This window comes from Nostoc sp. WHI (assembly GCF_015714725.1).
GTDB lineage: Bacteria > Cyanobacteriota > Cyanobacteriia > Cyanobacteriales > Nostocaceae > Nostoc.
Genome location: NZ_WBKM01000340.1, coordinates 12,484 through 31,600, shown reverse-complemented (window position 1 = coordinate 31,600; position 19,117 = coordinate 12,484). Strand labels below are relative to the sequence as shown.

At 42.5% G+C, this 19,117-nt stretch carries 16 protein-coding genes and 2 pseudogenes; 6 read left to right on the top strand and 12 right to left on the bottom strand.

Features of this window, described 5'->3' with window-relative positions; genetic code table 11:
* Positions 1 to 32 precede the first annotated feature (32 nt).
* Positions 33 to 725: an urease accessory protein UreF gene (locus tag F8S12_RS34800; RefSeq protein WP_196520810.1), complete on the bottom strand. Its 693-nt coding sequence runs from the start codon at positions 723 to 725 to the stop codon at positions 33 to 35.
* The gene (gene ureE / locus F8S12_RS34795; protein WP_196520809.1) at positions 700 to 1,146 is read right to left on the bottom strand and encodes an urease accessory protein UreE; all 447 of its coding nucleotides are present in this window, start codon (positions 1,144 to 1,146) and stop codon (positions 700 to 702) included. Before ureE ends, F8S12_RS34800 begins: the two co-directional genes overlap by 26 nt.
* Positions 1,147 to 1,625: 479 nt before the next feature.
* Here ureE and aroF point away from each other — a divergent pair, with 479 nt between their 5' ends.
* From aroF to F8S12_RS42540, 3 genes and pseudogenes are all read left to right on the top strand, one after another.
* The gene (aroF, locus tag F8S12_RS34790; protein WP_196520808.1) at positions 1,626 to 2,720 is read left to right on the top strand and encodes a 3-deoxy-7-phosphoheptulonate synthase; all 1,095 of its coding nucleotides are present in this window, start codon (positions 1,626 to 1,628) and stop codon (positions 2,718 to 2,720) included.
* 16 nt (positions 2,721 to 2,736) lie between these two features.
* A complete protein-coding gene (locus F8S12_RS41855; protein ID WP_196520829.1) occupies positions 2,737 to 2,928 on the top strand; it encodes a hypothetical protein in 192 nt (63 codons plus the stop codon).
* 138 nt (positions 2,929 to 3,066) lie between these two features.
* Positions 3,067 to 3,156: pseudogene (locus F8S12_RS42540) on the top strand (tetratricopeptide repeat protein); the annotation flags it as partial.
* 10 nt (positions 3,157 to 3,166) lie between these two features.
* On the opposite strand, the gene F8S12_RS34775 reads toward F8S12_RS42540, so the two are convergent.
* Both F8S12_RS34775 and F8S12_RS34770 read right to left on the bottom strand, forming a co-directional pair.
* Complete coding sequence (locus F8S12_RS34775) at positions 3,167 to 3,862, bottom strand: potassium channel family protein (RefSeq protein WP_196520807.1); 696 nt, start codon at positions 3,860 to 3,862, stop codon at positions 3,167 to 3,169.
* A gap of 164 nt (positions 3,863 to 4,026) precedes the next feature.
* Positions 4,027 to 5,364, bottom strand: coding sequence for a TrkH family potassium uptake protein (locus F8S12_RS34770; protein ID WP_196520806.1), 1,338 nt, complete (start codon positions 5,362 to 5,364; stop codon positions 4,027 to 4,029).
* A 156-nt stretch (positions 5,365 to 5,520) separates the two neighbouring features.
* Between F8S12_RS34770 and F8S12_RS34765 the strand changes: the two genes are divergently transcribed.
* Positions 5,521 to 6,363, top strand: a complete 843-nt coding sequence (locus tag F8S12_RS34765; RefSeq protein ID WP_196520805.1) for a methyltransferase domain-containing protein — start codon at positions 5,521 to 5,523, stop codon at positions 6,361 to 6,363.
* Between the two features lie 232 nt (positions 6,364 to 6,595).
* On the opposite strand, the gene F8S12_RS34760 is transcribed toward F8S12_RS34765, so the two are convergent.
* The 7 genes and pseudogenes from F8S12_RS34760 to F8S12_RS34730 form a co-directional block, all read right to left on the bottom strand.
* On the bottom strand, positions 6,596 to 9,616 hold the full coding sequence (locus tag F8S12_RS34760; protein ID WP_196520804.1) for a HEAT repeat domain-containing protein: 3,021 nt from the start codon (positions 9,614 to 9,616) through the stop codon (positions 6,596 to 6,598).
* A gap of 277 nt (positions 9,617 to 9,893) precedes the next feature.
* Positions 9,894 to 10,241 (bottom strand): hypothetical protein, encoded by a 348-nt coding sequence (locus tag F8S12_RS34755; RefSeq protein WP_230968483.1) that lies wholly within the window; start codon positions 10,239 to 10,241, stop codon positions 9,894 to 9,896.
* A 30-nt stretch (positions 10,242 to 10,271) separates the two neighbouring features.
* Positions 10,272 to 10,748 carry a hypothetical protein gene (locus F8S12_RS34750; RefSeq protein ID WP_196520803.1) on the bottom strand — a complete coding sequence of 159 codons (477 nt, stop codon included), beginning with the start codon at positions 10,746 to 10,748 and terminating at the stop codon, positions 10,272 to 10,274.
* A gap of 330 nt (positions 10,749 to 11,078) precedes the next feature.
* A pseudogene (locus tag F8S12_RS34745) lies at positions 11,079 to 11,327 on the bottom strand (DUF29 domain-containing protein); the annotation flags it as partial.
* Between the two features lie 82 nt (positions 11,328 to 11,409).
* On the bottom strand, positions 11,410 to 12,204 hold the full coding sequence (locus F8S12_RS34740; RefSeq protein WP_196520802.1) for a peptidylprolyl isomerase: 795 nt from the start codon (positions 12,202 to 12,204) through the stop codon (positions 11,410 to 11,412).
* 482 nt (positions 12,205 to 12,686) lie between these two features.
* Positions 12,687 to 13,544 carry a cyanophycinase gene (locus tag F8S12_RS34735; protein ID WP_196520801.1) on the bottom strand — a complete coding sequence of 286 codons (858 nt, stop codon included), beginning with the start codon at positions 13,542 to 13,544 and terminating at the stop codon, positions 12,687 to 12,689.
* 459 nt (positions 13,545 to 14,003) lie between these two features.
* The gene (locus tag F8S12_RS34730; protein ID WP_196520800.1) at positions 14,004 to 14,207 is read right to left on the bottom strand and encodes a hypothetical protein; all 204 of its coding nucleotides are present in this window, start codon (positions 14,205 to 14,207) and stop codon (positions 14,004 to 14,006) included.
* 316 nt (positions 14,208 to 14,523) lie between these two features.
* On the opposite strand from F8S12_RS34730, the gene F8S12_RS34725 reads away from it, so the two are divergent.
* A complete protein-coding gene (locus F8S12_RS34725) occupies positions 14,524 to 16,434 on the top strand; it encodes an acetate--CoA ligase family protein (RefSeq protein WP_196520799.1) in 1,911 nt (636 codons plus the stop codon).
* A gap of 449 nt (positions 16,435 to 16,883) precedes the next feature.
* Positions 16,884 to 17,486, top strand: a complete 603-nt coding sequence (locus F8S12_RS34720; protein WP_196520798.1) for a thioredoxin family protein — start codon at positions 16,884 to 16,886, stop codon at positions 17,484 to 17,486.
* A gap of 244 nt (positions 17,487 to 17,730) precedes the next feature.
* Here F8S12_RS34720 and F8S12_RS34715 read toward each other — a convergent pair whose 3' ends face one another.
* Positions 17,731 to 18,996, bottom strand: a complete 1,266-nt coding sequence (locus F8S12_RS34715) for a Na/Pi cotransporter family protein (protein WP_196520797.1) — start codon at positions 18,994 to 18,996, stop codon at positions 17,731 to 17,733.
* Positions 18,997 to 19,117 lie beyond the last annotated feature (121 nt).

Here is a 19,117-nt window from a genome sequence, read left to right as displayed (position 1 = left end):
TCGGCAAACCCACTCTGACCAATGACCAATGACTAACTCCTAAACAATCTTGTATACTGCGTTTCATGCTGCATACTCGCCAGTGACAAACCCCAACTACAACAACCGAGTTCATCATCCTTCAACGCTAGAATTTCTAACGCCGCAGTATTAATTAATGGCTGCAAATCTAGCAATAAAATCTGTCCTGCTGTTTGTCCAAGAGGAATCAGTTTCACGCCAGCAGTAATCAAATTACTTGCCCAACTATGCAGATATCCCAGTAATCCGGCGTTGACACTAATTTGCCAATGGGCAACAGCAATGCCAAAAGCGATCGCATAATTGCAAGGATTACCCACAGCCTTGGCAATAGGCACTATCTGCGATTCTAGTTTACCAAGTAATTGAATCAGCGATCGCCCCATCTGCCAACTAGAGGCGCGTAACTCTTCTGTTTCTCTAGCAGCAGATAACCACAGATTCCAACGACATAGCGACTCCATATCACCCATTTTTGCAGCTTGCTCAGATCGTACCATCACTGCTGCATCTAACCGAATTGCCCCGTAGAGCAACTCTGCTTCTAACCAGTGTTTGAGATGTGCTTGGTTGGCAATGATGCCATTTTCCACCAGCGTTTCCAAGCCTTCAGAATAGCTATATGCTCCCACAGGCAAAGCGGGGCTAGCCAGCTGCAAAATACTCAAAAGATGGTTGTCAGTGAGCGTCATGGTGTTGTCCATAAGCTCCCAATTCTGGCTGAAACGGTAAAATTTCCTCTTTAATTTCTAACCCCAGTTGTTCTAACATCGTGCGTAAAACGGAATCTGAGGACAAGCGTAAATAAGTCAGGGTAATTTCTACAGGTATATGGCGATTTCCTAAATGGTATGCCGCCCGTAGTAATAAAAGCGGTGTTTGGGCAAAGGCAGTCAGCACTAGTTCTGATTTGGCAATAATTCTGATTAAACTGCCGTGAGTTTCTTCTTGGAGAATATCACCATCGTGTAAGACAGTTCCTCTAGGTAAATGCAAAAATACAACCTTGCCATCTTCCGTTTCAAAGCGATGGCGGCTGCGGGTACGTTCTTCTGCTGTCAGCGCCAGAGTAAAAATGACTGTGGCATCAGGGTTAGGTGGTTTAAGTTGGGTAAATGTCAGCACAAGAGTTTTGTTTGATCTTCTGCATTTTATTATGTTCTAGTCTAAACACCAATTTTTGAGGGAGGGGGCAGGGGGAAGAGGGCAGGGAGAAATCCTCTAGATACTTATCCATTAGTAACATTTTTCTTAACAATCTTAAAACCATTGTTTTATAAAGCTTACAAGGCTTGTATTTTCTTGCTAACTTGACAAATTAGCCCTTATTTTTCTCGATAAAAACTCACTTTTATTGAGAATAGACAACGTAGCTTTAAGGCTTTGAGATTTGGTGGGCGTAGACGTAAAGCGGCTTGTCGTCAGATAGTCAGAATGTAAAGAAATATACAGTCCCAATTAAAGAAATATAAAGTTTTTAGAGACTTGCGTAAAACATTCCAAGTAGTCCGATTGATATTTGAGGATTCAATCGCAAGTTTACACATTCGAAGAACTCTCACAAGTCCATAAACAAACTGAAATCTTTAAGGAAATTAATCACTATGATTATAGTTATGAAACTGGGTACTCCATCCACTGAAATTGAGCGCGTAGCGGCAGAAATTAGTCGTCGTGAACTTACAGGAGAAATATGTAAGGGTCAGCACAAAACAGTTATTGGTTTAGTAGGCGAAACCGCAGAACTTGATCCTAGCCAAATTCAAAACATCAGTCCTTTTATCGAACAAGTTATCCGGGTGAAAAAGCCCTTTAAACGCGCTTCTTTGGAATTCCGCTATGGAGAACATAGTGAAGTAGTAGTACCCACACCCAATGGGCCTGTAACCTTTGGTCAAAAGCATCCTTTAGTTATAGTTGCTGGTCCTTGCTCTGTTGAAAATGAAGAAATGATTATTGAAACAGCGCAAGTAGTAAAAGCATCTGGAGCGCAGTTTCTGCGAGGTGGTGCATATAAACCTCGTAGCTCTCCTTACGCTTTTCAAGGTCACGGTGAGAGTGCCTTAGGTTTACTAGCAAAAGCTAGAGAAGTTACCGGCTTAGGAATTATCACAGAACTGATGGATGCAGCTGAGTTGGACAAGGTTGCGGAAGTGGCAGATGTGATCCAAATTGGTGCCCGTAATATGCAGAATTTCTCACTGCTGAAGAAACTTGGTGCTATTGGGAAGCCAGTACTCTTGAAGCGGGGTCTAGCTGCAACTATTGAAGATTGGTTGATGTCAGCCGAGTATGTTCTGGCAGCAGGTAATCCCAATGTGATTTTGTGCGAACGAGGAATTCGCACCTTTGACCGAGAATATACACGTAACACTTTAGATATATCTGCAATTCCAGTATTGCGATCGCTGACTCATTTACCTATCATGATTGATCCTAGCCACGCCACTGGTAAATCAGAGTTTGTTTCAACTATGTCTATGGCTTCTATTGCTGCTGGTGCAGATTCTTTGATGATTGAGGTACACCCCAACCCAGCCAAAGCACTTTCTGATGGGCCGCAGTCTTTGACATTGGAAGCATTTGAAGAATTAATGCAAGAATTAGCCAGCGTCAGCAAATTCTTTGGCCGTTGGTCTAAAAGCGATAGCACATTTGCAATGTCAAAGTTCACTACCCGAGTTTCTAGCTTAGTTTAAGTCTAAATGATTGGCGTTGCTGACATTACATAATATCCTTGCGTCAAACCCTAACTTACCTCAAGGACAGCTACAAAAAGCGATCGCAGCATCCCAGCAAGCAATTAATCGAGATAGCGGCAACGCCAATGTTCATTTTAACTTAGCGATCGGCCTTGCACCAACAAGGTCAAAAACAAGGGTGTTGGGTATAGGGGGTAGGGGGTAGGAAATAAATCAGGGTGTAGGGGGTAGGGTGTTGGGTGTGGGGTAGGAAATAAATCAGGGTGTACTTGGGTGTACATAAATAAGAGAGTTTTTTCTTTTGACCCTACACCCCACACCCCACACCCTACACCCTAGTTTCGGTCAAATAGAGCCTGCGATCGCCACTTATCGGCAAGCTATTCGCCTAAATCCTAAAAATGCCTTAGCTTACTATAACTTGGGAGTCACTTTTAACTTTTTTAAATTGGCAAACGATTGATATCTTTATTGCAACCAATAACTACCATTGCTGAACCACGCTCTAAACGCTTAGTAGGGACAGGATTAATTTGAAATTTACCATCCTGACTCACTGCTAGCAAATTTAAACCGTAGCGGTTACGAAGTTGAAGCTCAGTGATTGTTTTGCCGTGAAATTCATCAGGCACAATCAACTCTACAATACTGTTATCTGGGTCGAGGTCAAACCGATCTAAGATTGCTGGTTTGGTAAGGGTACGCGCTAAAGCGCAACCCGCTTCATACTCAGGAAAAACAACATGATCTGCTCCTACTCGCTGCAACAGTTTACGGTGAACTTCACTAGAAGCTTTGGCAACTACGTGGGGTACACCAGCCTCTTTAACATTTAGGGTGGTTATAATACTTTCCTGAACGTAGTTGCCAATCGCTACAATTACAGTATCAAATTCAAAAATTCCAGCTTCTTTGAGTGCGGCTGGTTCTGTAGAGTCTAGTTGCAAAGCATGACCAACTATTCCCTCAGTTAATGCTTCTGAAACTCGTTTTTCATCAATATCTGTTGCCAGCACTTGATAACCAAAATTGTGCAGTGTTGAACAAACGGATCTACCAAAACGACCTAACCCAATTACAGCAAATTGGTGGTTATCTTTACGTAAACTGCGAAAAAAACTTAATGATGATAGATTCACCGTTGTTATCCTTATTATGACTCCCTGTATTTAGAGCAAAAAACGGTTATACCGCTTGAATTAAAAATTTTATTTTTTGCCTTCCACTGTATATTTTATCACTTTATTCATTAGCCATTAGCCATTAGTTATCTGTCAATAATTATTCTCCCCTCACTCCCTAACTATCCCACAAGTAAATTTTCTTCAGGATAGTGAATTCTAGTAGGACGTGGATCTCCTAATACTGCGGACATCAGTAGTAAAACACCTACTCGTCCAACGTACATCGTGACAATTAAGATGAGCTTTGCTGCTGTAGAGATACTTGCTGTAATGCCTGTAGAAAGCCCTACGGTGGCGAAGGCTGATACCACTTCAAACAAAATTTTAATAAAATCCAACCTTGGATCTGTAAGGCTTATTAGGATAGTAGCTAAAATCACGGTTGCTACTGAAGCCACCAACACACCCACAGCTTTCAAAATTAAAGATATTGCTATCTTGCGATCATACAATAAAACTTCTTCTTTACCCTGGAGAATCGCTTTGGTGCAACTGGTTAAGACTCTCAGAGTTGTTGTTTTCATGCCTCCTCCCGTACCACCTGGACTTGCACCAAGAAACATTAGCGCAATCGTAATAAATAGACCAGCGGTGGTCATTTTACCAATATCAATGGTGTTAAAACCAGCAGTTCTAGGAGTAACTGATTGAAACCAAGCTACTAATATCTGGTCACGTAAATTTAAATAACCAAATGTTTCAGGGTTTCTGATCTCTATACAGAAAAAGGCAACTGACCCTATTACTAATAATATAATAGTTGTGCTAGTTGCAACTTTAAAATCTAGAGAAAATATTTGGATTTTCATAGATTGTTTGAAAAGGCGATCACGTAACCAAAGATATATTTCCAAAATTACCTGATAGCCAATCCCCCCAAAGATAATTAACGTTGTGATTGTAAAGACTACTAAGAAAGATGACTGATACCCAATTAAGTTATCTTTAAATAAACTAAAACCAGCATTATTCCAAGCATTGATACTATGAAAAATTGCTAACCAGAGTCCTTGACTCCATCCATACTCAGGAACAAAAGCTGGCAAAAGTAAGAATGCGCCTGTAATTTCAAAGATTAAAGTTGTAGCAATAATTGAACGGATAACTTGGGTGCTACCACTCATCCCCGGTCGGTCTAAAGCTTGTTGAATTGCTATTTTTTGCCGCATATTAAACTTACGTCCAAGAAGCAAAATCAGAAATGTGGTAGTTGTCATATAACCCAACCCGCCAATCTGAGCTAATAGTGCAATAAAAAATTGGCCCCAAAAGGAAAAATAAGTACCAGGATCAACTACTGATAAACCCGTAACACAAACTGCGGATGTGGAGGTGAATAGCGCCACAATTATGTCATTCCACGTACCATCGCTGGTCGAGAAAGGCATCATCAACAGAATAGTACCTAGAGCGATAACAGCCAGAAATCCTAAACAAATTGTGCGAGCAACGGTCATGTCATACTAAGGTAAAATTTATAAACTTTTTTCCAGGGAAGATAAACTGGGGTTCACCCTCTCTGGAAACAAAAACACCTTATTTAATTAAAAACATACGTGGTAGCCTACCAGTATGTTTTTTAAATTCGGCTTTGTCTTAACACTGTTTTTTTCATGAGTGCAACACTTTACCAGCAAATCCAGCAATTTTACGATGCTTCCTCTGGTCTGTGGGAACAGATTTGGGGCGAACACATGCACCACGGCTATTACGGCGCTGATGGTAGCCAGAAAAAAGACCGTCGTCAGGCTCAAATTGATTTAATCGAAGAATTGCTCAATTGGGCAGGGGTAAAAGCAGCGTCAAATATCCTAGATGTGGGTTGTGGTATTGGCGGCAGTTCTTTATACTTAGCAGAAAAGTTTAATGCTAGAGCTACAGGGATTACATTGAGTCCTGTGCAAGCTGCCAGAGCAACGGAACGCGCAATAGAGGCTGGTTTGAGTCTGAGAACACAGTTTCACGTAGCCAATGCCCAAGAAATGCCCTTTGCTGACGATTCTTTTGACTTGGTTTGGTCGCTGGAAAGTGGTGAACACATGCCAGATAAAACGAAGTTTCTCCAGGAGTGCTACCGGGTGTTAAAACCAGGTGGCATTTTGATTATGGTCACTTGGTGTCATCGACCGACTGATAAGTTACCACTGACTGCGGATGAAGAAAAGCACTTGCAGGATATTTATCGGGTGTATTGTTTGCCTTATGTAATTTCTTTGCCAGAGTATGAAGCGATCGCACTTCAACTACCATTACATAATATCCGCACCGCCGATTGGTCAACCGCCGTCGCCCCCTTTTGGAATGTCGTCATTGATTCCGCGTTCACCCCCCAAGCTCTTTGGGGCTTACTAAATGCCGGTTGGACTACCATTCAAGGAGCGTTGTCACTGGGGTTGATGCGTCGCGGTTATGAGCGTGGGTTAGTTCGGTTTGGCTTATTGTGCGGCAATAAGTAGAAACATTTTCACCAAGCATGACGTTCCGAGTGGTCATCGACACTAACTTTCTCGGTTGAGTTCAATACAGACCTAACCCCCAGCCCCTTCCCTACAAGGGAAGGGGAGTAAGATTCAAAGCCTCTCTCCTTTTAGGAGAGAGGTTTGGAGAGAGGTCAAAATCTATTGCATCCAAACGAGAAGCCCTAATATTGTTCCTTAAAATTACGAATTACGAATTACGAATTACGAATTATCTAGTTCTCAACAACTGCACAAAGGTATTACTCACCGTATTGTCTTTAGTATCCGCAGCGTATTGAATCAACTTCTCCCGCAGTTCTTTGGCTGCATCTAAAGGAAGTAAGGTTGCTAGCAAGAAATAAACGCCACGAAAACGCGGATCGCCCATTCTATCAACTAATAGTCCTTCGGCGGCATCAGTTTCGCCCAGAAAGTTTTGCACCAAGAAGAAATCCATGATTTTATCGTGGCGGAAGTACCATTCTTTCTTCGCTGCGCTTTTTTCATCTTGCCACTGACGGCTGACTACCATCTTGTATTTCTCGTCTTCCAAAGACATGACAATTTGGTGAAATTCATCCCCTGGTAAGGCTTGTTTGTCTTCGAGTCGCATTTGATAGACGGCGGCGGAAAATCTTTTGAGCGGAAATTCTTGACTCCATTCTTGCAGGTATTCTGTTGCCATCAGGTTGTATTGCTGTTCTTGCAGGCGAAACAAGTTTGGATCTTTACCTTGTGATAACATCAGCGCTACCACTGTTAGATCCATTGGATTAGAAAGAATTCGGCGGACAGCATTTAACTCTTCTTTGGCTTGCTGCTCTTTGAGGACTTCTGTTAAATAGCTGGTGCTGGCTTGGGCGTAATCAGCACCTTGAATTTTGGCATCTTTGGGGAGTCGCGGCTGACGGGACATCAAAAACTCTTGAATTTGTTGTTGCTCAAGGGGCTGCAAGTAGTATGTTTTGGCTGTTGAGGGGGGTGTCCACTCTAGGGGCTGGGTAGTCATGATAATGTTGCCCCGGAAATAGCTTTCGACAAACTGGCAGATTTTTGCCCGTGTTTCGGCGGTGACTTCGTTGAGTCCGTCGATGCAGATATCTATGGCGCCACTGTAAATGAGGTTTTTCAGGAAGCCGGCATCTTGTGCCTGTCCGTGTAGCTTGTCTTGGATGGCTTCTATTACGCCTTTATGACATTTTTGGGCGGGGAGATAAACGACTATGCGCTGGGAGGTTTTTAAGAGATGACGGAGAAACATCGACTTGCCTAAGCCGGAATCTCCTTCTAAGATAATTTGTCCTTGAATACTGGGTAAGGCTGCGCTAATTGGCTGGATGTCTCCTGAGGCGGGAACTTTGACTTTAGACTCTGGGAAGTATGATTGATCGTGAAAATTATCTAACCCGGCATCGGCTAATAGGGAAGGCTTGAATGGTTCAAATAATTTGTGGCGCAGGAAAGGAACCCAGGTGAGGAGAAAGCCGACATAGCCCACGCCTAAAATGCGTCTTACCCAAGGGTTCCAGAAGAAGATGGCTTGGACTTGGGGAAATTTGGGGTAGGCAAAGATGAGGGCTAGCCAAAAGGCAATGTGAATGAGGATGGTGTTTCTGCTATTGACAAACCACCGCCACCCCTCCAAATTATCTATTGCTGACTGCACTGCATTAGCATTGGTGGAGTTGACTTTTTTGAGGTTGTTGTAATGGCTTTGCAATAAACCAATATCCTGTAATTTCCAAGGAACGTTTTTGTTAGCAGCAACTTCGGAAATTTGCTGTGCTAAATCTTTTCTTAATTGATCTAGTTCTTGGCTGGGTTCCCAGGTTTGGCGAAAGATTTCTAGTGTTTTTACACCTTCAGCGTGTGTCAGCTTATCAGGAATTGCTTTTGGTGTGCCTAGCCATGTGAGCAAGGTTTTTACTTCATCAGTGCCGCCACTAAGAAAATAGGTAAAAAATCGCCACGTTTCAAATTCTGATTGACCTGCATAATAGACGCTATCCAGAATTACAACAATATTATTTAGGTTCAGTTGTTCTATCTTTCCCAATGCCTGTGCTACAACGGAACGAACATTGGGGTCAACAGTTTTATCATTGAGGAGGTCGAGGATATCTTTGACGTAGGGTTTGGCTGCCTCCCCCAGATTTCCCAATGCCACTGCTACATTTCCACGAACAACTGCTACATTTCCACGAACAGTTGAGTCAACGGTTTTATCCTTGAGGAAGTCAGCGATATCTTTGACGTAGGGTTTGGCTGCCTCCCCCAGATTTCCCAATGCCACTGCTACACTTCCACGAACATTTGAGTCAACGGTTTTATCCTTGAGGAAGTCAGCGATATCTTTGACGTAGGGTTTGGCTACCTCCCCCAGATTTCCCAATGCCACTGCTACACTTCCACGAACATTTGAGTCAACGGTTTTATTCTTGAGGAAGTCAGCGATACTTTTGACGTAGCGTTTAGCTGGCTCCCCCAGATTTCCCAATGCCTCTGCTGCACAGGAACGAAGATTTGAGTCAAAGGTTTTATACTGGAGGAAGTCAGCGATATCTTGGACGTAGGGTTTGGCTGCCTCCCCCAGATTTCCCAATGCCTCTGCTGCACGGCAACGAAGATTTGAGTCAACGGTTTTATCCCTGAGGAAGTCGGCGATATCTTTGACGTAGGGTTTAGCTGCCTCCCCCAGATTTCCCAATGCCACTGCTGCACTTACACGAACATCGGATTCAACGGTTTTATCCCTGAGGAAGTCAGCGATATCTTTGACGTAGGGTTTGGCTGGCTCCCCCAGATTTCCCAATGCCTCTGCTGCACGGGAACGAAGATTTGAGTCAACGGTTTTATCCTTGAGGAAGTCAGCGATATCTTTGACGTAGGGTTTGGCTGCCTCCCCCAGATTTCCCAATGCTACTGCTGCACGGGAACGAACATCGGATTCAACGCTTTTATCCTTGAGGATTTTGGCAGCTTTTTGAGCAACATCCTCCGGTTTCTTGCCCAGGGATTTTAAATCTTTTAGATCATATTGAACTAATTGGTACAAAGCACCTCCCTTCACTTGGTCGTGTCCATCATCAAGGGCTGCTAATATACCATTAATCTGCCAATCTTGGGGGTTGGGTTTGGGGGTTTCTTTGGCGTTTACCCAAGATAGGGAGAGGAGGAAAGTCAGGAGTAGGGTGAAACAGAAAATGAAAAAGAGGGAAAGCTTGCTGGTGTGGCGGGGTATGGTGAGCATAATTGGGGGCAAGGTGGCAGATTACACGCGATTAACGGTATAGTACCCAGTCTGCCCGGAGTTCTAAAGGGTAAGTACAAGTCCTGCGAAATTTAACTCTTTCCCTACAAAGCAATAGGAGTTTCAAAGCCTCTGTCAATAAGTTACGGTGTACACACAAGTTATACAATTACCCAAAAGTCCCTGAAAACCTCACCCTGTCCTAACGGACATCCCTCTCCTTACTAAGGAGAGGGACAGGTTTTGCGTAGCAGAACCAGGGTGAGGTTTTCTTAGGCTATTTAATAAGTATCAAAGACTCGCCGACGAGTATCAAAGACTCTCCGACAAGTATCAAAGACTCGCTCACGAGTATCAAAGACTCGCTCACGAGTATCAAAGACTCGCTCACGAGTATCAAAGACTCGCTCACGAGTATCAAAGACTCTCGCACGAGTATCAAAGACTCTCGCACGAGTATAAAAGACTCGCTCACGAGTATCAAAGACTCTCGCACGAGTATCAAAGACTCTCGCACGAGTATAAAAGACTCTCCTGCGAGTATCAAAGACTCATTCACCAGTTTATAAAATAGAAAGGGGAAAAGAAAAGGAATTAAATCTACCTGTAACTTTTCCCCTTTCACTCTTTTCTTATCTCTGGCAAAGTTAACAGCCTATGAATCAGAAGCAGTTTTAGCAGGTTTACTTTTAATAGCTTTAAAACGATCGCCTAATTGTTCAGCAAGAGTTTTTAACCCTGGAGTTTTCTTAGCAGCTGTCTTTACATAGTCGTAAACTGTCAAACTGCTACCCATTGCTTCACTACCGACTGCCATTAGAGTATCATCTACTTGTTCTGTCAGTTGTTGCAGTCCAATCAAAAGTTCGGTGAGCGTGGCGGCTAGTTGATAATCCCGCACAAATTCGTCTACATCAAAACTGGCTGGAAGAATTTCTCGGTTAGATTGGGCAGCAGTCAGGCTAGTGTTGACAAAGGCTAGGCTTTTATCGCCCATCTTAAATAACTTACGTCGTTCTTCCACACTGAGAGTCACGAGAAAAGGCATCTTTGCTTGGATAGTCGCAAAGGCTGCTTTAATTTCTTGGATATCTGCTGGGGAAAGGGAGCCTGTAATGTTTTGGTAAGCCATTGGTTATTTACTGTGGTGAATCTGTTTGTTATGATTCCCATTGGTAAATGCGATCGCACAGTCTTTATGTTTAGGGCATGGGGCATTGAGGAAAGACTTACAGAAAGTTCTCCCCTGCTCCCAATACGCTTCGGTTAGTGATATTTAGTGTTCGGAGATCCCCCCAACCCCCCTTAAAAAAGGCTAGCTTAAAAAGGGGGAAACCGGAATTAAAGTCTCCCAATTTATCGGGAGATTTAGAGGGATCTAAAACTTTTGATACCGATAAGAGGACTTTTCAAACATCCTCTAAAATAACTATCAACATTGATCAGAATCAGCATCAAATTACTATTCTGATTCATCTACTAACTTGCTTGGTTCACCAGGGTAGAAGTCATAGTCCACAATTTCTAGCAAACTGTAGGGACACTCTACCGGAAAATTGCGCTTGGGCAAATCTGTTTCTCTAACAGCTAATTCGACACTTTTAAGGTAAGCTTTGGAAAGTGCTTCTTCAACGTAGGGCTTTAAGCTAGGATTGTCTTCAAGCAGTTCAGCAATATCTAAGCGTTGAATACGAAGTGTTGCTAACCAGCTACGGCTACGACGCCCTGACTAGTACTCCCATTTTAGTAAATGTCCAATCAAGACACTCAGATGGTTTCGCAGTTCTTGACGTTTAGGTTGACGGTTCACCCTCTCCCTGTCCTTCCGTGCCTCCCTCCCCTTGTGGTGCAGACATGATTTGCTTTTGCTGTTCTTGTAGCCAGGTTTCAAAGAGTTCATTCAGCAAACGCACTTTCATGAATTCATCTAATTGTGCGGGGATAAGTTTTTCCAGCCGCAAAATCACGAACCACTCAGCAATGCGGGTAGGGGGCAATACCCGACCTGGTTGACTGCTAGAGAGCATTTGCACCATTATTGGATGTAGTGCATTTAGTTCAATCGGGCCTACTAAACCGCCAGTTTGGGCTTCTGGCCCAAGTGAGTATTCCCGCGCCAAGTCAGCAAAAGAGTTTTCTTTTGCCTGAATTCGGAAATAAAGTTCTTGGGCAATTCCTACATCTTGGGTTCGCAGTAGGCAATAAATTACTTTGTCCAGTTTTGCCTTGGACTGAAAAAAGTAGGATTCCAGTTTATTACCCCAAGTGGCTTGCTTGAATTTTTCAATTTTCAGCTTACGAGTGGTAATAAATTCTAGTTGTTCGGGAGTTAGCCCTTGACGTGCCATCCAAGCTTGGATGTCTTCTTCATTTTTGAACTGTTTTTCAGTGTAAAACTGCTGTTTAGCTTGGGCTACTTCCTCAGGTGTACACTCTATTGTTTTGTTTGCGGAGTCTGGGCTTTGTCCAATTGCCTCATCAATAATCAATTCTCGCTGCAATTGTGGCAGCATTTGGTAGCTTGCCAGTAAAGAAATCAGTTCACTAGCTGTGATTGTACGATTACCGATTTGGATCGCTTCAGTCATTAGCTTTCGGGCATCTCAAGAAGATCTCGTCTGTCAAAGAAGCTATGCCGTAGCCCATGCACTGGGAGCTTTTGCTTTAGTCCCACTGACTGAGGTACGTTAACCTCACTTTCGCAATAATTAAATAATGATTTGCTAAGTTACTTTAGAATATACAATTTATATGAGTTTTTATCAAAGATTCTACGTAAATACTACACTACCAGGTGTGAAAACAGGGTTAAAAGGGATTGGAAGAGTTTAGGCCTTTTCGGTGTATCATCAAAGCAAGCGATCGCAAAACGAGGCGGGTTTCGCTGAGAATGCACAACATTTAAATACAGCTTTACTGGGTACAGATTGCTCTGGCAATCCACTAGTCATACTGTAGATTCTGAACGGAGCCGGAGCGTCTCCGGCTCCGCTCCTGAATTCTTCTTGATAAATGTCAATAATCTAAAAGTCTTGACAGACTCAATCAATTTAAATGCAGCTGCTAAAAGTTAAGCGTTAGTTGAACCAACAGGTACAGAAGCATTTGCCACAGAGCGATTATTTAGGATAGGCTGACGAGTTTTTAGGTCAAATTTAAACCCATGTGGCAAAATATGAAGTTTTGCTCCGCAAATTGCCAAAGGCTCATCCTTCAAAATTTCGCCCATATTGTTATACGTAGACTCTGATTCATCAACAATTGTGACAGCGCCTTGACCTATAATTTCAATTTGGTTATCTATCACTACCATAGCGGTATTCTCGTCAATACCGAATCCCAAAACAGCAGGCTGTAGTATCAAAGCTGAAATTAAGCGTCCCAAGCGTCCGCGCTGGGAAAAATGCTGGTCAATTACGACCCCTGGTAGAAAGCCTAGACCGGGACCCATTTCAACAGTTTCAATCCTCGGATTTGTTTCTGAGTCGCCTTCCACAATCATGATGTCTGGCATCACCGCCGCACCCGCGCTTGTACCTGCGATTACTACACCTTCAGAAAATCGTTTATGAATCGCCAAATCAATTTCGGTGTCCTTGAGGATGCTGGTAATCCGAGCTTGGTCTCCCCCAGTAAAAAATACCCCAGTTGCTTTATTAATTGCTTCCAATGCGGTAGATGAAGCTGCATCTTCGCGGGTTTCTATATCAAGAATCCGAGCATTCTCAGCTCCCAGCCGCTCAAATACTCTAATATAATTTTCTCCCACTTCTTTTGGTAATTCTGTCGCCGCCGTCATAATTACAATGTACGCCTTCGTACCCCCAGCGCGTCGCACAAAGTCCCGCAGAATGATGGAATCTCCATCTTTGTCTTCGGCTCCCCCAATAATTACCAACTGCCGTTTGATATTACTTTCCACGATCATGCCTCTTAATTTGAGTTAATAAATTTCACTAAACCATGACAATCAAAACTATCAAAACATCCTTTTGGTAGATTACCTGATGCAAGGTAGGATTAAAATTTGCGTAGACGCATTCGCGGAGCGTCTCCTAGAGAAGCGGCTTGTTGTTAGACATTGCATCAAACCAAGAGATTTTTCGGAAAAATTACCTAAAAAATAACTATCCTCAAAATTAACTTTCATCAACTTGGTGGGGGTCTTAAACCCGATTATTCATCTGCCAGTCGTACAGAATTCATTCTGACTCCTGACTCCTGACTTCTGTTTGATAAAATCCACTACGTCAACTACCTCTAGAAAGATTTTCTAGAGGCATTGTTGACCAGATTGCTAACTGCCGATTGGAAATTTATCGGACAATTGTAAGTAATTGATTGGTATTAACCTAACTAAGTAAAATTAGATGTCTGATGGGAAGCCTTAATGAATCCGACTTCTGTAAAGCAAGTTAGTTAAGAAAAAACGTGCTTGTTCTAGTGGCAGATGTCTGGGTTTGCCTTGATAGACAATTTGATACTCATTTATGTCTGGCCCATCACCATGCCCAGAGATCAGCTTTTCGCGAAAAGCTTCCTCAGCAAGTTCTCGAATTTCTTCTCTTAGATCAGCTTGTGTGCTATTCATGCTTTGCTGTCTTTTCAATACCGCATATTTATTTATACAAATTATTAGGAGAGGATTGTACCTTTCAAAGGTTATATCTTTTATTAGTCATGAGGATGAATTTACTGTTATTTATTCGTTGCTGACGAATGGGTGTTTAATTATGCCTGGAGATAGTTGAAGATGCTTACTGAGAGAGTTAGTCTGAGTTTTGATTAGATCAATGGCAAAGCCATCAGTCTCCACAATTAATGTCAATTAATTTACAATCGAGAAGTCTGAGTAACCATAACTCAGCATTTAAATTTCAGGGTATTTAGCCAAAGGTTCGTAATCAATGGTTCTACAAAAAAGCAATGATTTAGCCCGGATTAATGCTAGAAGAACAGATGTATTCGATATATTCAACTTCAAACATTACATTGGGCCCAACCCCTATTTAGATAGAGGGGCGCTAGTATTTGACTTGGCTCTAGTTGACTCTAAAAAGCCTTTACCCATAGAAGATTATATTGCAAGTATTGGCGATCGCTATCCAAAACTGGGCAACCAAAGCTACGAATCTCACGCTCATCTATTTGCCCAAGTTGTGTCAGAACTCGGCAAGCTGGACATGGATTTGCACCTCAACCACTGGAGTGTCAAGCCATATCCAAATTTTGCGCGGATTAGCGTCCAATCGCTACATGAACGCACAACTAGAGAGGTAGTTTACTTGGTTTGGGATTGGTTTGAAGCCATTACCCAGTCCGAGGGTTTCCTGTTTGAGGATCAACTAGAGAGGTTACAAAATAAATTTCGCGCCTCTGTCTACGGTGGCCCAACAGTTTACGCCCTATTGCGAACAGCTCATGAAAAAGGTATTCCCGTCTTTTATTTGTGGGAAGAAGGATTGATGCAATATGGCTTGGGAAAAAAACATGTCCGGGGGGTAGCGACAACATTTAACAGTGATAGCCATCTAGATTCAGAGTTTACTACCCGCAAAGATGACTGCAAAGCATTTTTGAAAACCTTGGGTTTTCCAGTACCCGAAGGTGATATTGTCTTTTCCGAAAAGGAAGCCTTAGCGGCAGCCAGAAAAATTGGCTACCCAGTGGCAGTTAAGCCAGTAGTAGGTCACAAAGGAATTGGTGTCACGGCTGACATCCAAGATTCAAAAGAACTGGAATCTGCTTTTAATAGGGCATTGGCAGCGATTCCCGAAGATCAGCTAAATCGGATAATTGTTGAGAAAAGCATCTCAGGATCAGACTTTCGCTTGTTGTGTGTCAATGGCAGATTCGTCGCCGCCACAGAACGCCGTCCCGCATCGGTTATTGGTGATGGGTATTTAACGCTTGCAGAGTTAATTCGCCAAGAGAACCGGAAACCTGCACGGTTAGACACGCCAACCTCGCCAATGAGTAAAATTCAGATCGATGATGCGATGGAACTCTACCTACAGGAACAGCGCTTATCGTTAGACAGTGTAATTGAGAAGGGACGCACCGTTTACCTGCGTAAAGTAGCCAATCTTTCCGCCGGAGGTATAAGCATTGATGCAACCCGCACAGTTCATGATGACAATATTATTTTGGCACAAGATATTGCCCAACATTTCCAACTGACTTGCCTCGGTATTGATGTCATGACTAAAAGTCTCGCAGACTCTTGGAAGTCTAGTAACTTTGCCATTCTGGAAATCAATGCTGCACCAGGCGTTTTAATGCATCTTAAACCTTCTGTTGGTGAAAGCGTTGATGTACCTTCCCATATCTTAGAAACCTTTTTTGAGTCGGGTACAGATGCCAGGATACCAATTATTACCTTTAATAAAATCTCAGTTGAAGAACTGCAAGCGACAATTGACCATATCGTTTTGCAACATCCCAATTGGACAATAGGCGCTGTTTGTCGTGATGGAGTTTTTATCAATCGCTCGAAAAAAGTATTAAGCAAAGATTACAACAATAATGTTCAAACTTTACTGCGTCATCCCAAACTTGATTTGCTGATTGCAGAGTACGCGGAAGATATCCTACAGGAAGAGGGTATGTTTTACCAAAGTAGTAATATGGTTGTCTTGGATAATCCTACCGAAACTGAGATGATGCTGGTGCGGGATGTCTTCGACGGTTCTACTGTGGTGATTAAAAAAGGCAAGGACATTTCTATTCGCCGCAAAGGGTTGATTGAAGATTATACTTTGGGTGAAGATGAACCATTTACACGGGTTTATCTAAAAGAAATCGGCACGATTTTGTAAGTTAGGTAAATATGCACTGAGCCTAATATTTCTGAATTCAACGAGTGAATCACAATTGGTGCATCAACCTCCTTAAGTTAAATTAACTTAAGGAGGTTGATTTATGGTTTGACCATCAGGGTTTACGCATTAAAAACCTGAAATTTTGATCGCCCTTAAAAAGCTACGGTGTACACATAAGTTAAAAAAAGCTCGGGTTCTCATTGTTCTTTGTTCTCATGCTCTGCATGGGCTGCTGCTTTCAGTCAGACATTGAGCCAGAGACTCAATGAATGCATTCCCAGGCGGAGCCTGGGAACGAGGAAAGGATCGCTAGCAATTAATTCTATATTTGAGCAAAAGTCTCCCTCTAGTAAAATGTAGAATGTTGAAGCTTCCAAAGTTGAAGAGCGGTTTAAGTCAGCTAAACTAAAGAAGAAATGGCTTAATTAAGTTTTAATAATTCTGTTATGAGTACAAATTTACCTGTTAGTTCTCCCGAAAAACCTAAATCTACATTAGGGACGCGTGTGAGAAACTTCTTAATTGCAATGGTAGCGATCGCCCTTAGTGTTGCCCTCGTCTTAGGATTACGAACAGAAACAACCTCGGCTTCCCTTGCCAAATTAAGTGATGCGTCCATACCGTTAGAAGTAGCAATCAGCAATGGCAAACCATCTCTAGTGGAATTTTATGCTGATTGGTGTACTGTCTGCCAAAAAATGGCACCAGATATCACTCAACTAGAAACAGAGTATGCTGACAAGATGAATTTTGTCATGCTGAATGTGGATAATACGAAGTGGTTGCCGGAACTACTGAAATATCGGGTGGATGGGATTCCTCATTTTGTGTTTTTGAGTCAGAAAGGAGAAACTGTAGCACAAGCGATCGGCGATCAACCCCGCACGATTATGGCTAGCAATTTAGAGGCTTTGGTTACTGGTTCGGCTCTCCCCTATGCTCAAGCTAGCGGGGAAGTTTCCAAATTCTCTGCCCCAGTAGCACCAACTGCTAGTCAAGATGATCCCCGCAGTCATGGAAGCCAAGTGGTAGATAGCAAAAACAACTGACGCACGTCAGTTGCTACCCCTGCGGGTTTTCCAAAGGAGTATAAGTTTTTTAGAGTTGACCCATATGCTTTTGATCCCCCCAACCCCCCTTAAAAAGGGGGGCAAGAAACTCTCAAAGTCTCCCCTTAAAAAGGCTTGCTCATACTTCTTTTACCCCTTTTTTAAGGGGGTCGCCGGAGGCGGGGGGATCTTAACCTAAGTGTATTGGGCTAGAAGTATGAATTATGAATTAATAATTATTTAGTTACCCTTTTACTGTTTCAGCCTCCCGACTTTGCTTTTGTGTATCGGGGATTAATCGTTCCAATCCACGGGCAATCCAGGGCAAAAATGCGATCGCTAATGTCACTCCCAGCACGTTGAATATTAATTGGGCATTGGCAATTTGACGGGCAACATCATCACCAGCACCTAGTAACTGAGTAAACCACTGAGCAAATCCTGCTAATTGACTGGCAAATAAAATCCCTACAGCAGCACAAACAAGATTAAATAGCAAATGAAAGACACCTGTTCGCAGTGCTGGGCGATCGCGTCCGAAGGTAGCTACCAGTGTGTCAGCACAAGTACCAACTTCAGCACCCAGCATTAACGCTATACCTGCGGGTAATGAGATTAATCCTTGACTAGCCAAAGTAACAATAACCGCAACGGTAGCAGAAGAAGATTGAACTAAGACTGTAAACAGCGCCCCAACTCCGGCACCTAGCAGCGTGTTGTTACCCAAAGTTTCCATCAATTTGAGAAATGGCTGGTAATCCTTGAAAGGTTCCATTGCGTTTTCAATGGTGTCAAGTCCAAAAAATAGCAAGCCGAAGCCAAGGATAATTGATCCGATTTGCTTCCAGCGTTCTTTTTTACCCAAAAGAATTAGTAATAAACCAATGAACATTGCGATTGGCGCATACTCGTTAATTTTAAAAGCAACTATTTGAGCGCCAATAGTTGTGCCAATATTGGAACCCAAAACCACGCCTAAAGATTGCACGAATGATAGTAAACCAGCGCTTACCATTGCAATCACAATAATAATTGTCACTGAAGATGAATCTAATATTGTTGTCGCTACCGTGCCAGTTGCTACGCCAGCATAGCGATTGGTGGTAAACTTACCAATTAGCGATCGCGCCCGATCCCCTGCGATCGCTTCCAGTCCCTCCGCCATTCGCGTTACACCATACAAAAACAGCACTAGTCCCGCCAGCGCACCCGTGACGATTTTAAAAATATCTAATTTTCCCTGTTCTTCTCCTTTAGACTCACCGCTCTTACCCTGCTCACTATTTTTCGTTTCTTCCTTAGTATTCTGAGCTTGGTTAGTGTTTCTATTTTGTACTTCTTCTACTCCAGCAGGAGTCTGAGCATTAACACTAATTTCTAAAGATTGTAATGGTGCATCAAGCCAATGCAAACTCTTTCCTAATATAGAAGGAGTAACAATCAAAGCTGAAACTAAAATACTCAATACTAATCCGTTCAACGCTTTTTTTAAAACTTTTGATGACAACATAATGATTATTCAAAATTATTATTATTTTCACATTTGAATGATAAGGTTAATCATTCATACATCAAAAATTAAACATCAATGCAATAGCTGTAAAGCTGCTTTAAATTTAGACAATAAAAAT